Below are 14,206 nucleotides of genomic sequence, written 5' to 3' on the forward strand. Positions count from 1 at the left end.
AAATATTATAGCAATTACACCAATGAGTTTATTGGACATATCAAGTGGCATATTATCTATACCAATAAGCATATTGTCCCGCTATTCTAAAATATACCTGTTTGCCCGGCAGATTATACCGTATTTAAATATCAGGCAGTATACATATTTCGTCCCCTGAAAATTATAAAAATGCAAAAAATAGATTTCTTTTCAATATTGCTTTAAATTTACCGCGGCCAAAGAGCCATAAAATTAATGAATTTTAGTTTGCCACAATTACGCACCGTTAATGTTACCCGTTATGTTACGCCATTGCGCGAAGGTGGCTCTTTACCTGCCATAGCCGAAGCGGATGACGGTTTTTTGTATGTACTGAAATTCCGTGGTGCAGGACAAGGCAGCAGGGCATTAATAGCAGAATTGATCGGCGGCGAAATTGCACGCGCGCTGGGCCTTAAAGTGCCTGAGATTGTTTTTGCCAACCTGGACGAAGCATTTGGGCGCACTGAACCGGATGAGGAGATCCAGGACCTGCTTAAAGCAAGTGTCGGGCTAAACCTGGCCCTGCATTACCTTTCGGGCGCCATCACGTTCGACCCGGCAATTACCCGTCTGGATGCAAAACCTGCTTCGCAAATTGTTTGGCTCGATTGCTTGCTAATGAATGTTGACCGTACGCCGCGCAATACCAATATGCTTACCTGGCATAAAGAATTATGGCTGATTGATCATGGCGCCGCGTTATATTTTCATCACTCATGGGATAACTGGCGCGAACAGGCCAAACGCCCCTTTATACTGGTAAAGGACCATGTATTACTACCGGGGGCTACAGAATTGGAAACCGTTGACGCGGAGTTCAAGGCGATACTTACACCCGAACGCATCAAAGCAATTGTAGCATTGGTACCTGATGAATGGCTGACCGGGGAAACTACATTCAGCTCTCCCCACGAATACCGTGAAGCCTATGCAGAATTTTTGCTGACCAGGATAGCCCATTCAGAAATTTTTATTAAAGAAGCTCAGCATGCAGCAGGAATACTTATTTGAATATGCCGTGATCCGCGTGGTGCCAAGGGTTGAGCGCGAAGAATTTCTGAATATAGGGGTGATTGTTTTTTGCGCCAAACAAAAATTCCTCCAGGCCAGGTACCTGCTGGATGAGAAACGGCTGAAAGCTTTTGCCCCCGGCCTTGACCTGGCCGAATTGAAAGAGCATATCTGCTCCATTGAACGAATCTGCATCGGCGGCAAAGACGCGGGCCCTATCGGTAAACTGGATATCGCCTCCCGCTTTCGCTGGCTCACAGCTACCCGCAGTACCATCGTGCAAACCTCAAAAGTACATCCCGGTTTTTGCAAAGATGCGGGGCAAACGCTGGAAAGGTTATTTGGGCAATTGGTAGTTTGATTAAGTAAAAAGTTCGGCGGGGCCATAGTTGAGCCAGTTTCGGATTGCAAAAGCCACCGGTTGTTGTAAAAGAAAAGTTAATTATTTCTTCCTCTCTTCAATTTCTGTCTCAACCCGCACTTTTTTCAAATCAATCCTGATCAACGCGAACAAACTCATATACACATTAGCAATAAATACCAGTGCGAACCCAGCTATTAAATAGCCCCGCCAGTCATTAAACAGTAACTGAAAATGGGTGATAAACAACATGATAGCAACAATATAATGGCTAAAGCAATATTCGCAGGTAAAAAGGTAAAAAAACTTGCGCTCGGCAATGGTTTTGCCGTTATGGCAGCGTTTAGCGCAATACTCCCGCGGCTCACGAAAAACTTCTTCGTGAGTAACGGTCCAGGCAATGCAGGCAATTGGTATCGCCAGTGTAAATAACCAGGCAATTTGAGTACTTAATTCCATAAACTGATAATACTGAATTTTATCAAAAGGTTTTGCAATAGTTGAAAAGCAGCAATTTAAGCCACCTGAAATGTTATTTAAAAGGATGAAAGCGAAAACCTGCCCGATTTTTTATTAATTTCGGAGCTGTAAATTTTTTACTGATTATACCTGATGAAAAGAGTTACCCTACTTATAACCATTGCGCTGATGACCGCCAGGGCTCATGCCCAGGCCGAGCCCGTTAACTATGTTTCTGTTCTAACAAAATTCAAACAGTTTTATAACAACAACCAGGTTGATAGTATTTTCAGCATGTTCAGCCCTGAAATGAAGGCGGCTTTACCGTTAAGCAATTTTAAACCCACAACCGAGCAGTTAAAAGCTCAATATGGTAATCTGTTAAAGACGGAGTTTATTAAGTACGGCGAATCGCTGGCTGTTTATAAAGCCACATTTAAAAACAGCATTTTTTTACTTAATGTATCTTTAAACCCGCAAAACAAATTAACCGGTCTGCTGCTGGGCCCTTACCAGGAATCGGCGGTTGCTAAACCGGCGGTTGATCCATCCATCACCGAATCACCGGTATTGCTCAAAACATTTTCGGGCCAGATCTCAGGCACACTGGCCATGCCCAATAATACCAGCGGTAAAGTACCCGTAGTACTTATTGTGGGCGATGCCGGCCCCACCGACCGGGATGGGAATAATGAAAAGAGCGGCTTAACTGCCAACATATATAAGCTTTTGGCTGAAGAACTGGGCAAAAATGGCATAGCCTCGCTGCGGTACGATAAACGCAACGTGGGCCAGAGCGTAAGTTCGACTAAGGAATCGCAGTTACGCATCGACGATTACAGCGATGACGCAGGCAGTTTGATAAACATGCTGAATGATGACCAGCGTTTCTCAAAAATCATCGTATTCGGGCATGGCGAGGGAGCGCTGGTATCTATGATCGCAATTATCGACCGCCCGGCGAAGGGGTATATTGCTGCAGAATCTGCAAGCGAACAGGGAGACAAGGTTTTGATGGACCAAATGAAATCGAAACCCAAATACCAGCAGGATGAATTTAAAGCCATTTTAGACAGCCTGAAAAAGGGAAAAACAACCGATAAAGTTGACCCATCGCTATATTTCATAGCGAGGCCAGCTATTCAAAACTTTTTGATGTCAGTATGTCGCCTGGTTCCCACCAGGGGAATGAAAGCAATGAAAATTCCGGCACTGATCATCCAGGGAACTACTGACCTTAATGTAGCTGTAGATAACGCTGAAAAATTAAAGAAAGCAAAATCAGATGCCCAAATGCTGATCATAAAAGGGATGAACCATATTTTAAAGGATGCCCCGGCTGACGAAGATAAAAATATAGATACTTATACTAACCCGGATCTGCCACTGAGCGCAGGCCTGGTACCCGGGATGGTGGATTTTATAAATAAGGTGAAGTAAGAACCCGAAGGCCTCACCCTGCCCTCTCCAAAGGAGAGAGTTCTTAAGAAGATAAAGCTAAAAATTAAAACAGTTAAAGCCCTCTCCCATGGAGAGGGCCGGGCCGGTAAAAAGCATTACTTCCAATCGCCAAAAAACCTTCTTAAAGCTACGATCTCGCCAATATGATAAGCGTTGTGATCGGCCATTTGCAAAGCTTCCCGCAAAATATTTTGCCCGTCGCCATGCGGTAGTTTCTCATAAAGATTACTGTGTTCCATTAGTTCAATAAATTCATCCAGATCGCTGTTTATCTGAGTGATTGCCCCGGCCCAGAGGCTTTCGTTTGCAGGGGCGTTTTCTTTGGGCCAGTAATCATCCGGCCATTTGGGCGATTTGTGTTCCGCATCTTTGCTAAACTGTAACATATCCCATTGTGCTATCCGGATGTGTTCAACCAACTGCCAGATACTGTATGGCATGTGTGCGGCTTTTTCGCCCCGCAATTCCGGTTTTAAGTCTCTCAGTGCATCCTGCAGCGAAATATGGGCTGTGCCGCCAAGCAGTAATTTTGTTAATTCGGCTATTATTATTTTATCATGGTTATCCATAAAGTTTCGTATACTGGTTGAACAAATATCCGTTCATTTGGTTGTTAAAATTACCAAATAATTAAAGCCACATTACAAATAAAGCGTATTAATAAAAATTTTACGCAAGTGTTCGCTTTCTGTTAATTTATTTCGGCTAAATGTTTTAAGTTTATATTTTTCCAAAACAAACTGAATATCCCGGTGATCAAAAAAATATTAATTACAGTTGTTATCGTGGCACTCTTTTTTTCAGGGTGTAAAAAAGACGGTTCGGTTGGCCCGCAGGCAGGCAGAGACGATGGTGCATTTGCCGTATATGAAAACAATTTCCTTGAAGGTTTATGGAAGCTAAATCCTGATTGGGCCACCACCGCAGGCTATCATAAATATGATAGCCTGTTGTTTGTACCCGATGATAAAAGCAGGGACAAAATGGTTAATTATGCCAAGTTACAGCTCGACTCATTAAGCAGGTTTGATATCACTACTTTAAATGATGCCAATAAAATTGATTACCAGGTGATGCAAAATGAAATGCAAAAAACCGAGTGGAGCATCCAACAACTAAAAGCCTACCAGTGGGACCCAACATCCTATAATGTTACCCGCACATTCGCCTATATTTTAAATGAACATTATGCTCCTTTGGCCAAACGGCTGCGCAATTTTTATCAAAAAATGTCAAACATCCCGGCGTATTACAAAGAGGCTGAGAAGCAGATAAAAAACCCGGTGGCTGAATTAACAGCGCTTGCCGTTGAGCAACACCTGGGCGGCTTAAGTATTTTTGAAAAGGATTATGAAGATTCGCTGAAAAAATCAAACATCCCTGCGGCTGAGCAACAGCAAATGACAGACAAGGCACATGCTTCGGCTGAAGTAATAAAAGGATTTGCGGAATGGCTGAAGGCCCTAAAAAATGATCGCCCGCGAAGCTTCAGGCTTGGAAAAGACCTGTATGATGCAAAATTTAAATACGAAATTCAATCAGAATCCTCGCCCCAGCAGATGTATAATGCTGCTATTGAGCGCATGAAATACATCCATCGCGAAATGGTGCAGGTAAGCAAAAAACTGTGGCCGAAATATTTTGGCACCAAACCGTTGCCAGTTGATTCACTCGACATGGTTGCCCGTGTAATTGACACCATCTCGTCAAACCATGTTTCGCCGGGCGACTTCCAGTCTGCCATTGAAAATACGCTGCCAAAACTTACTGCGTTTGTACGGGCAAAAAACCTGGTTACGCTGGACCCGACCAGGCCTTTGCTGGTACGGAAAGAACCTGGTTACATGGCTGGCGTAGCAGGCGCTTCAATGAGTGCGCCTGGCGCTTATGATAAAGAGGGCAATTCCTATTTTAATGTTGGTAGCCTTGGGGGATGGCCTGCTGAAAAAGCAGAAAGTTACCTGCGCGAATATAATCACTATACGATGCAGATTTTGTGCATCCATGAAGCCATACCGGGCCATTATGTGCAGTTGGTTTACGCAAATAAAGCGCCAAGCCTGGTCAAATCAATTTTTGGCAATAGCGCGATGATTGAAGGCTGGGCTGTTTACAGCGAAGAAATGATGATGGAAAACGGGTATAGCGATGAGCCCGAAATGAAGCTGATGTGGTACAAATGGCACCTGCGTGCGGTTTGTAATGCCATTTTGGACTATAAGGTACATAATGAAAACATGCCAAAACAGGACGCCATGAAATTACTTACCGGGGATGGCTTTCAGCAGCAGGCCGAAGCTGACGGTAAATGGAAGCGCGTGACCGAATCCAGTGTTCAACTCGATAGTTATTTTGCGGGATACAAGGAGATCATCGAGCTAAGGGAAGCTTATAAAAAGAAAATGGGCGATAAATACAAACTGAAAGATTTTAACGAAAAGTTTTTAAGTTACGGCAGCGCACCCATACGGTACATCAAAGAAGCGATGTTAGCCAAAGAAGTTACACCGGGTGGCTAACAGGCGCAACCTGGTTAAACAATTGGTAGCGGTATAATTTCGACAAAAATTAATTGGAAAAATTATCGTAATGAGTTAAATAATTCAACCAATTTGTTCATCCTCAAAAACAGGCGAGCTTGTGTGGCACATATGTTGTGTATCAGGTAGTTCAGGTATTTTTTTGGCACCGCTATTTTACTGCTTTAAAAAAGTAAAAACATTTATTTAGCCCAATAAAAAAGGAGAGCGGAAATAATAAGAAGAAGTAACGCTATATGTTTCGCGAGGGAAATCCTGAAAAAAACAGGAAAAAGAGTCAGAAAAGCTAATATTTTTCTATTATAAACGTGTAAATATTTCTACAATTTGTGTAAAAATTTACACAAATTCCCCATCTTAAATTTATTCATTTTTCCCATTTAAAATAAAAAAACGCGCAGGTTCAACGCACGGGCAGTTTCCGTTTTTAGGGTACGATATTTGTCGTTTTATGACTATACTCTCAAACTCCTATTATCATGAATACACTCACATATATTGGCATAGCAATTCAGGCAGTTCCTGTATTCTTCATTATTAAAACCAGTATATCAATGATCAAACGCAAAAGCATGTTTTAATGTTTTTGTTTTTTTATTGATTTGAAGCAATAAAAATTATTGCCCCGGGCTTATTGTCGGGGCTTTTTTTTTGTAACCCGGCCAAATGATTTTCCGTATAAACAGTTGAGTGAATATTTAATGATAATGCTAGTTTGAGTTATAGCCAGGGTTGAGAGCCTGGCTATATCTGTTTATTGTCCGTCCTACTGCAAACAAGCTAAATTACACCGTGTATGCTAATTTCTCAGGTTAAAGGTGCGTTTATGCTTTTTTACTCCCGTTATTTTTCTTTGTAATATCTTTACTTGCTGCTGAATTCAAACAGCTTTAGTATGAAATACCTTTTATCTTTCTTTTTCTCATTAATACTGGCGGCTGTTTACGCTCAGCCCTTTAAACCATTACTGCATTTGATTACAGGGGAAACCTATTATATGTCGAGTTCGGGAACAACAGAACTAACGCAAAATATACACGGCCGGGAGAACAAAGTAAAAGTGGGGCTTTCATTTACTATGGCTTTTAAGGTAATGGGCAAAACGGACTCCGTTTATAATATGGGCGTGCACTACCAGGCCATTGAAATGAATATACACATGCAGGATACTACCATAAATATGAATTCGGCGCAAAAAGAAAAAACCGACACCGCTTCATTACTTATGGCTGCCATAGTGAATAAACCCTTCAATATCGCAATCACGGTAAGGGGGAAAGTTATCGCTGTTAAAAACCTGGATAAAATATTTCTGGATGCTTTTGACAATTTCAGGCTGATGGACGCAACAAAAAAAGAGCAGATCAAAAGCCGGTTTGTGCAGTCATTTGGCGAAAATGCATTTAAAGGCAGCCTGGAAAATGGTGTTGCTATTTTTCCGAACAGCGGCTTGGCCAAAAATGCCAAGTGGACCGTTAATTCAAATTTATCATCGCCTGCAAAAGCCCGGGTTAAAACCGTTTACCAGCTGACGGATATCTCGCCGGATGTTTTTATAATTCACGGCGATGGGATAATAACTACCGATGAGGACATAAAACCGGAACAAGATAGTGGCACTCCGTTGAAATACGAATTAAACGGCGGCATGGTAACTGATATAAAAATTGACAAAAAAACGGGGTGGATAAGCGCGTTAAATATTAAACAGTTTACACAGGGCAGTCTTGAAATAATGGATAATCCTAAAACCCCGGGTGGGATGACAATCCCGATGATGATAAAAACAGAAATAAATGTAACCGGAAAATAACAAAATACAGCATAAAAAAGCCGCCTCAAATATGCAACGAGGCGGCTTTAACACTATTTGTTATTAATAACGATATTATCTCCAATGTCCGGGAACCCAGTAAAAACCGCGACGGAATTTCCTTTTTTCCCAATGTCCGGCCATCCACATTCCACCATGCCTTGGCGGAAGCCCCCAGTGGCCTGCTACATATTCATAATTACGTCTTCCGGGATTCCACCTCCACTCTTCAGCTACCCAAACGTGGGCGGCAGAAGGACGGTTAGGATGTATCCTTTCATTCCTTTCATAGGCTACAGGACGGTGAAGCTGAAGATTAACTCCAATATCCACCTGGGCTTTAGCTTGCGTAAATGCAGCTACCGAAACAACTGCCAATACTGTAAAAATTCGTGTGATCTTTTTCATTTTAAAAATTGTTGATTTTTTTAATTTAGGACTAAACAAAGCTAATAAAGTTTAATATTATATTTCAAAATTATATGCCATTAATTTACAAAAACAATTTATTGCAGAATTGTTTTTAATAGATAAAAATATTATTATCAGGTTAAAGTTTGTCATACAAAATTGCCTGTTAATTGCTTTTTTTTGATTAAATAACTATTAATTATATTATTATAAAAATAGCAATTCATGTGCACTGTTATAGCAGTGCACATAACTCACAACCAGTTTCATTTTATCCTTTCTTCGTGTTTTTTTATAACTTTCCCACTAAAAACTTATCTTCGTTCCATGTCACCGGCAGAAGCAAAAAACCGAATAGAAACCCTTTCGTCAGAAATCAAACAGCATAATTACAATTATTATGTACTGGCTATGCCCAGCATTTCTGATTTCGACTTCGATAAAAAACTGGAAGAACTTGTCCAATTGGAAAAACAGTTCCCCGAATTTGCTGACCCCGATTCTCCTACCCAACAGGTTGGCGGCTTTATTACCAAAGAGTTTATCACGGTAAAGCATAAATGGCCTATGTTATCGCTGGGGAATACCTATAACGAGCAGGAACTGCTGGATTTTGACCAGCGCATACGCAAGGCTATTGGCGATAACTTTGAATATGTTTGTGAATTAAAGTTTGACGGCTTATCCATGAGCCTAACTTACGAACAGGGCAAACTGGTACGCGCAGTAACGCGGGGCGACGGCGTACAGGGTGATGATGTAACAGCCAATGTTCGCACGATAAATACTATTCCCAAAAAGTTACATCAAAGTGATTTCCCCCAACATTTTGAAATAAGGGGTGAAGTATTTATGCACCTGAAAGCATTTGAACGCCTGAATAATGAGCGCGTAGAGAACGGCGAAACACCTTATGCCAACCCACGCAACTTCGCGTCAGGCACCATCAAAATGCAGGATTCAGCGGAGGTTGCGAAACGGCCGCTGGATTGTTTCCTCTATTTTTTATATACCGATAATATTATCTATAAAACCCATTGGGAAAGCTTGCAGGCAGTAAAAAACTGGGGCTTCCAGGTAAATGAACACAGCAGGCTCTGCCATACAATAAATGATGTTTTTGAATTCATCAATCTATGGGACAAAAAACGCTTTGGATTGAGTTATGACATCGACGGAATAGTTATTAAAGTAAACAGCTACGCACAGCAACAGGAGCTGGGTTTTACGGCCAAATCGCCCCGTTGGGCCATCGCCTATAAATTTAAAGCCGAGCAGGCCGAAACGGAGTTACTTTCAGTTAGCTACCAGGTAGGTCGCACCGGCGCCGTTACGCCTGTAGCCAATTTAAAACCTGTTTTTTTAGCCGGCACCACCGTAAAACGTGCCACGCTGCACAACGCCGATGAAATTGAAAAACGGCTAAAGTTGCATACCGGCGATTGGGTATACGTTGAAAAAGGCGGCGAGATCATCCCTAAAATTACGGGCGTAAATTTAGATAAGCGCAAACCCGGTGCAGAAGCTATTGCCTATATTACCAGCTGCCCGGCTTGCGGTACTTTGCTTGAACGAAAAGAAGGCGAAGCAGCTTTCTATTGCCCCAACGATGAAGGCTGCCCGCCGCAGATAGTGGGTAAAATGCAGCATTTTATTGACCGAAAGGCCATGAATATTGACGGGCTGGGCGATGAAACCATCGAAACGCTTTACCAAAAAGGGTTTATCAACCACATCAGTGACATTTATAGCTTAAAGGATCATAGCGGGGAACTGAAATTGATGGACCGTTTCGGCGAAAAATCCATCACCAATATGTTGGAAGGTATTGAAAAATCGAAAGAAATGCCTTTTGATAAAGTGCTGTTTGGCCTTGGCATCCGCTATGTGGGCGCTACCGTTGCCAAAAAACTGGCGGTGCATTTTAAAAACGTAGATAAACTGGCGGCTGCTTCCTTTGATGAACTGATTACTGCTGAGGAGATCGGCGAGCGGATTGCCATCAGCATATTAGATTACTTTAAGGACGAACGCCACAAGGAGGAAATTGAAAAACTAAAAGCCCATGGCCTGCAGTTTGTGACTGAAGAAAAAGAGGTGAGCCTGGCCAGTGAAACACTTAGCGGCAAAACGTTTATCATCAGCGGCGTATTTGCCAAATACTCACGGGACGAACTCACCAATATCATAGAGCAAAACGGGGGCAAAATTGTGAGCAGCATCTCAGCTAAACTCAATTACCTGGTAGCCGGCGATAACATGGGGCCCGCCAAGCTTGAAAAAGCAACCAAACTGAATATTCCTATTATTACAGATGATGATTTGCTGGCGATGATCGGATAAAAAGCATGGAGCAGTTTGGAGCCGGCTTTGGCAGATTGTAATATTTACTTATCCTTTTGCTGAAAAACGCGGATAGTTTAATATATCGTACCCGGCAGTAATGTGTTAATGCTGTTTCAGTAACGCCTACCAGAGCCGGAACCGTAGCCGCCCTGTTCCGGGTCGGCAGAGCCCCCCACAAAAATTATAAAATATGAACCGCTCATATTTTTATAATTTTTTTTTAAACATAACACTTTTACTAAAATTTATATATTTGTTCAGATAAACAATAAACTTTAAAACAATTAACTTTTATTTTATAACATTCAGTTCCGGTATTTAAATATTATTTTTTTATAAAACTTTGACGACTATGACACCCCTAAGTAGCATCAAGCCCCTCCGCGTTATTTGCCTGGCTTTTTTTTCAATATTAGCCGCTGGTTGCAGCTCCCAGGATGCAACCACTTGCCCCGACTGTAAAGGCAATCAATCGATATCAGCAACGGCACGTTTCAAAATCCTTGACAAAACATCAAAACAAGACCTGTTTTTTGGGAAACTGGCTAAATACCATTTAAATCAGCTTAAAATAAGCCATATTGTAAACGGGCATCCGGATACTGCACAATCCATCATAAATATTGACAGTGCCAAACGCGTCTTCAGTACCAGTGTATTATATGAAAACGATCTTGATACGATGGTTTTGCAAGTAGCTAACTTAAAACCGGACACTTTATATTTAACAACCAGGCTATCAAACAACTGCTGCTCACATGTTTATGTCTCATCGGTTACATTGCTTGGAAAAGTTATTTATAGTGATTTAGATGTAACAACAAAGATTAACGTAATACCAAAGATTATATCTGTTTTGAAATAATTCAGCCGGCACCGGCTCGATTGATTAAATTCAAAAAAACCGGTATCCGTAAATGGATACCGGTTTTGCAGTTATCATTATAAAATAAACCAACCGCTTATCTTTATGCGCGGCAATCCGCCACAGCAGCGCATCGGCTGCTTTATCATCAGGCAACGTTTGCCTTAATACATCTGCCGCATTTTTATACCTATGTTTCAGCCAGGTTAGCCAGGCCATGGTAGTTGATATAACCCTCCTCTCCATCAACAATAACAGCTATAGCAGAACACCTGGTGGCATTACTTTTTTCGTTAGTCATTCCAAATACCTGCCAGAGCCCTTGAAACATGGGTAAAATCTAATCTTTAACATTAATTAACCAAACCGCCCTGTAACTTTTGCAAATTAACTTTCATCTTAGCTTAAACATTCCTTACCGCATGAAATTTATTTTACTTTTTTCATTTTCACTACTCCTCAGTCTCCATTTAGAAGCCCAGCTCACTACCATTAGCGGTAAAATAACCGATGAGTATGGTAAGCCTGTGCCATTTGCAAGTGTTTATGTCAAAAACACTACGCGCGGCACATCGGCCAATGGCGAAGGTGTATATATCCTGCAGTTAAAACCTGGAAATTATGAAGTGGCATACAAAGCGGTTGGTTATCAACAGGAGAGCCGGAAAACTGCGCTCACCGGCAGCCAGGTGATCAATATCGTATTAAAGACCGAAACCTACCAACTTGCGGATGTTACAGTAGCATCGGGCGGCGAAGACCCGGCCTACGGCATCATCAGAAAGGCCATCAAAAAGCGCAAAGAACACCTTAACGAAGTGAATGCCTACACCTGCGGGGTGTATATAAAAGGCATGCAAAAATTATTAGGCGCACCAAAAAAGATCCTTGGGTTTGATGTTCAAAAATTTGCCAGGGAAAACGGGCTCGACTCGAACAGGAAAGGCATTTTATACCTGTCGGAGTCGGAATCGAAATACAGCTTTAAACGGCCTGGTGACGTACACGAGGAAATGATCTCGTCAAAAGTATCCGGCAGCAACCAGGCATTCAGCTTTAACCGGGCATCGGACCTTGAAGTAAATTTTTACAATAACATCCAGAACTGGGAAGGCATCAGCAACAGGCCGGTGATCTCACCTATTGCCGATAATGCGCTATTTTATTATACCTATAAATATATCGGCTTTTCTACCGAGAATGGCCAAACCGTCGATAAGATACAGGTTAAACCTAAAAGGATATATGATGCATGTTTCCAGGGTTACATTTATATATTGGAAGATAGCTGGCGCATTTATGGCCTCAACCTTTTTATCACCAAAAAACAGAACATCAACTTTGTAGATACCCTGCGGCTGAATGAACAATTTTTCCCTGTGAGCGAAAAAGCTTGGATGCCCTCGTCGCTTAAGTTCGACTTTACGGCAGGCTTGCTTGGATTTAAAGTCGGCGGATACTATATCTCGGTTTACAAAGACTACGACCTTTCGCCGACTTTCACTAAAAAAGAGTTTTCGGAAGTGTGGCGCATCGATAAGGGTGTAAATAAAAAGGATTCGGCATTTTGGGAGAACGAACGGCCGGTGCCGTTAACTGCCGAAGAAAAAACGGACTACAAAAATAAAGCGGTACTGGCCGCAAAAAAAGAGTCCAAACCCTATCTTGATTCACTGGATAAGGTGAACAACCAATTTAAACCTGACAAATTTTTATTAAGCGGGTATCGGCACAGTAACCGGTACGACCATGAATATTATAACTTCGACCCGGCCATTACTGCCATTAAGTTTAATACCGTGCAGGGGTTTGCCATTAACTACGGTGCATCCTACAGCAAACAAATTGATACGGCTAATAACCGTTACCTTTTTATAGGAGCTAAAGCCGGGTATGGTTTTTCGGATAAAAAATTTACGGGAAGCGTAACGGGCGCCGTGCCGGTGGGCGATGCGATGCTCGGCTTTAACGCAGGCTCAGAGATTACCGACCTGAATTATACCAACCCGGTATCCTCGCTGGTTAATACATTTTATAGTTTGTTTGAGCGGCAGAATTATGAAAAACTGTACCAGAAACGATTCGTATCGCTGTCGCTTTACAAGCGCATAAGCGGCGGCTGGCAGGCGTACGCGGCGGCAGAATGGGCGGACCGTAAATCGCTCGGTAACACGTCTGAATTTAGCTTTTTTAACCCGGGAGACAGGGAATACACCTCAAACAACCCCGTACTGCCCGCTGGCAATGCGTTGTTGTTTCCTGAAAATCAATCTTTTAAGGTCACCCTGCGCACTACTTATGATTTTAGCGATAAATATGAGACTTTTCCAACGGGCCGGAGATATTTACCCTCGCCCTACCCTACCGTCGGCCTGAGTTACATTAAGGGCATTAAAGGCGCCTTAGGGTCGGATGTGGATTATGACCTTATTGCTGCCGATATCTCCAAATCAAACATCAAAACGGGCGTTTTGGGCAATACCTCTTTCTATATTGCTGCCGGAAAATTCCTGAATAACAGCAGCGTTTATTACCCCGACTATAAGCAATTTGCAGGTAATGAAGTATTGCTGGCCAACGGCGGCATCAATACTTTCCTGCTGTTAAACTACTATACCTTCAGCACTAATACCGAGTATATTGAAGGCCACCTGGAGCAGAATTTCTCCGGCTTTATTTTAAACAAAATCCCATTGTTAAGGAAGCTGAAATTGAAGGAGATTGCCGACATCAATTATTTAAGCACACCGGCACTAAAAAACTATACCGAATTAGGTTTTGGGGTGCAATACCTCAACATCAGGCTGATGTATGGCACCTCATTTAACAGCGGCAGTAATATCAGATCGGCGTTGAGGCTTGGAGTGAGTTTTAAATAGATTACAGGGTGTTCTGTCTTCGGGATTTTACGTGCG

The 14,206-nt window shown here is 42.1% G+C and carries 13 protein-coding genes; 8 read left to right on the top strand and 5 right to left on the bottom strand.

Annotated elements, in window-relative coordinates; all coding sequences use genetic code 11:
- Window positions 1-237: 237 nt before the first annotated feature.
- Window positions 238-1,035, top strand: coding sequence for a HipA family kinase (locus MgSA37_RS20410; protein ID WP_096354548.1), 798 nt, complete (start codon window positions 238-240; stop codon window positions 1,033-1,035).
- Window positions 1,013-1,396 (top strand): DUF3037 domain-containing protein, encoded by a 384-nt coding sequence (locus MgSA37_RS20415; RefSeq protein WP_096354550.1) that lies wholly within the window; start codon window positions 1,013-1,015, stop codon window positions 1,394-1,396. Before MgSA37_RS20410 ends, MgSA37_RS20415 begins: the two co-directional genes overlap by 23 nt.
- Before the next feature lie 81 nt (window positions 1,397-1,477).
- On the opposite strand, the gene MgSA37_RS20420 is transcribed toward MgSA37_RS20415, so the two are convergent.
- Window positions 1,478-1,855 carry a hypothetical protein gene (locus MgSA37_RS20420; RefSeq protein ID WP_096354551.1) on the bottom strand — a complete coding sequence of 126 codons (378 nt, stop codon included), beginning with the start codon at window positions 1,853-1,855 and terminating at the stop codon, window positions 1,478-1,480.
- A 153-nt stretch (window positions 1,856-2,008) separates the two neighbouring features.
- Here MgSA37_RS20420 and MgSA37_RS20425 point away from each other — a divergent pair, with 153 nt between their 5' ends.
- Window positions 2,009-3,295, top strand: coding sequence for a DUF3887 domain-containing protein (locus tag MgSA37_RS20425; protein ID WP_096354552.1), 1,287 nt, complete (start codon window positions 2,009-2,011; stop codon window positions 3,293-3,295).
- Window positions 3,296-3,411: 116 nt separating this feature from the next.
- Here MgSA37_RS20425 and MgSA37_RS20430 read toward each other — a convergent pair whose 3' ends face one another.
- The gene (locus MgSA37_RS20430) at window positions 3,412-3,885 is read right to left on the bottom strand and encodes a DinB family protein (RefSeq protein ID WP_096354553.1); all 474 of its coding nucleotides are present in this window, start codon (window positions 3,883-3,885) and stop codon (window positions 3,412-3,414) included.
- Window positions 3,886-4,101: 216 nt separating this feature from the next.
- Here MgSA37_RS20430 and MgSA37_RS20435 point away from each other — a divergent pair, with 216 nt between their 5' ends.
- Window positions 4,102-5,835 carry a DUF885 domain-containing protein gene (locus MgSA37_RS20435; protein WP_232010697.1) on the top strand — a complete coding sequence of 578 codons (1,734 nt, stop codon included), beginning with the start codon at window positions 4,102-4,104 and terminating at the stop codon, window positions 5,833-5,835.
- Between the two features lie 916 nt (window positions 5,836-6,751).
- Window positions 6,752-7,669, top strand: a complete 918-nt coding sequence (locus tag MgSA37_RS20440; RefSeq protein ID WP_096354555.1) for a DUF6263 family protein — start codon at window positions 6,752-6,754, stop codon at window positions 7,667-7,669.
- A gap of 75 nt (window positions 7,670-7,744) precedes the next feature.
- Here MgSA37_RS20440 and MgSA37_RS20445 read toward each other — a convergent pair whose 3' ends face one another.
- A complete protein-coding gene (locus tag MgSA37_RS20445) occupies window positions 7,745-8,116 on the bottom strand; it encodes a YXWGXW repeat-containing protein (RefSeq protein WP_172885351.1) in 372 nt (123 codons plus the stop codon).
- Window positions 8,117-8,407: 291 nt separating this feature from the next.
- Between MgSA37_RS20445 and ligA the strand changes: the two genes are divergently transcribed.
- Together ligA and MgSA37_RS20455 are read left to right on the top strand one after the other, a co-directional pair.
- Window positions 8,408-10,423: an NAD-dependent DNA ligase LigA gene (ligA, locus tag MgSA37_RS20450; RefSeq protein WP_096354557.1), complete on the top strand. Its 2,016-nt coding sequence runs from the start codon at window positions 8,408-8,410 to the stop codon at window positions 10,421-10,423.
- 355 nt (window positions 10,424-10,778) lie between these two features.
- Window positions 10,779-11,291 (top strand): hypothetical protein, encoded by a 513-nt coding sequence (locus MgSA37_RS20455; protein WP_096354559.1) that lies wholly within the window; start codon window positions 10,779-10,781, stop codon window positions 11,289-11,291.
- A 30-nt stretch (window positions 11,292-11,321) separates the two neighbouring features.
- On the opposite strand, the gene MgSA37_RS20460 is transcribed toward MgSA37_RS20455, so the two are convergent.
- Together MgSA37_RS20460 and MgSA37_RS28370 are read right to left on the bottom strand one after the other, a co-directional pair.
- A complete protein-coding gene (locus MgSA37_RS20460) occupies window positions 11,322-11,510 on the bottom strand; it encodes a hypothetical protein (RefSeq protein ID WP_096354561.1) in 189 nt (62 codons plus the stop codon).
- Window positions 11,482-11,622 carry a hypothetical protein gene (locus MgSA37_RS28370; protein ID WP_157750660.1) on the bottom strand — a complete coding sequence of 47 codons (141 nt, stop codon included), beginning with the start codon at window positions 11,620-11,622 and terminating at the stop codon, window positions 11,482-11,484. Before MgSA37_RS28370 ends, MgSA37_RS20460 begins: the two co-directional genes overlap by 29 nt.
- A gap of 91 nt (window positions 11,623-11,713) precedes the next feature.
- Between MgSA37_RS28370 and MgSA37_RS20465 the strand changes: the two genes are divergently transcribed.
- Window positions 11,714-14,170 (top strand): DUF5686 and carboxypeptidase regulatory-like domain-containing protein, encoded by a 2,457-nt coding sequence (locus MgSA37_RS20465; protein ID WP_096354563.1) that lies wholly within the window; start codon window positions 11,714-11,716, stop codon window positions 14,168-14,170.
- Window positions 14,171-14,206: the final 36 nt, after the last annotated feature.

Origin of the sequence: Mucilaginibacter gotjawali (assembly GCF_002355435.1) — a bacterium.
GTDB classification, from domain to species: Bacteria; Bacteroidota; Bacteroidia; order Sphingobacteriales; family Sphingobacteriaceae; genus Mucilaginibacter; species Mucilaginibacter gotjawali.

Excerpts from the sequence above, each read along its gene's own strand:
- MgSA37_RS20410 (WP_096354548.1), top strand. The coding sequence starts at position 238 with ATGAATTTTAGTTTGCCACAATTACGCACCGTTAATGTTACCCGTTAT.
- MgSA37_RS20415 (WP_096354550.1), top strand. The coding sequence starts at position 1,013 with ATGCAGCAGGAATACTTATTTGAATATGCCGTGATCCGCGTGGTGCCA.
- MgSA37_RS20420 (WP_096354551.1), bottom strand. The coding sequence starts at position 1,855 with ATGGAATTAAGTACTCAAATTGCCTGGTTATTTACACTGGCGATACCA.
- MgSA37_RS20425 (WP_096354552.1), top strand. The coding sequence starts at position 2,009 with ATGAAAAGAGTTACCCTACTTATAACCATTGCGCTGATGACCGCCAGG.
- MgSA37_RS20430 (WP_096354553.1), bottom strand. The coding sequence starts at position 3,885 with ATGGATAACCATGATAAAATAATAATAGCCGAATTAACAAAATTACTG.
- MgSA37_RS20440 (WP_096354555.1), top strand. The coding sequence starts at position 6,752 with ATGAAATACCTTTTATCTTTCTTTTTCTCATTAATACTGGCGGCTGTT.
- ligA (WP_096354557.1), top strand. The coding sequence starts at position 8,408 with ATGTCACCGGCAGAAGCAAAAAACCGAATAGAAACCCTTTCGTCAGAA.
- MgSA37_RS20455 (WP_096354559.1), top strand. The coding sequence starts at position 10,779 with ATGACACCCCTAAGTAGCATCAAGCCCCTCCGCGTTATTTGCCTGGCT.
- MgSA37_RS20460 (WP_096354561.1), bottom strand. The coding sequence starts at position 11,510 with ATGGCCTGGCTAACCTGGCTGAAACATAGGTATAAAAATGCGGCAGAT.
- MgSA37_RS28370 (WP_157750660.1), bottom strand. The coding sequence starts at position 11,622 with ATGTTTCAAGGGCTCTGGCAGGTATTTGGAATGACTAACGAAAAAAGT.
- MgSA37_RS20465 (WP_096354563.1), top strand. The coding sequence starts at position 11,714 with ATGAAATTTATTTTACTTTTTTCATTTTCACTACTCCTCAGTCTCCAT.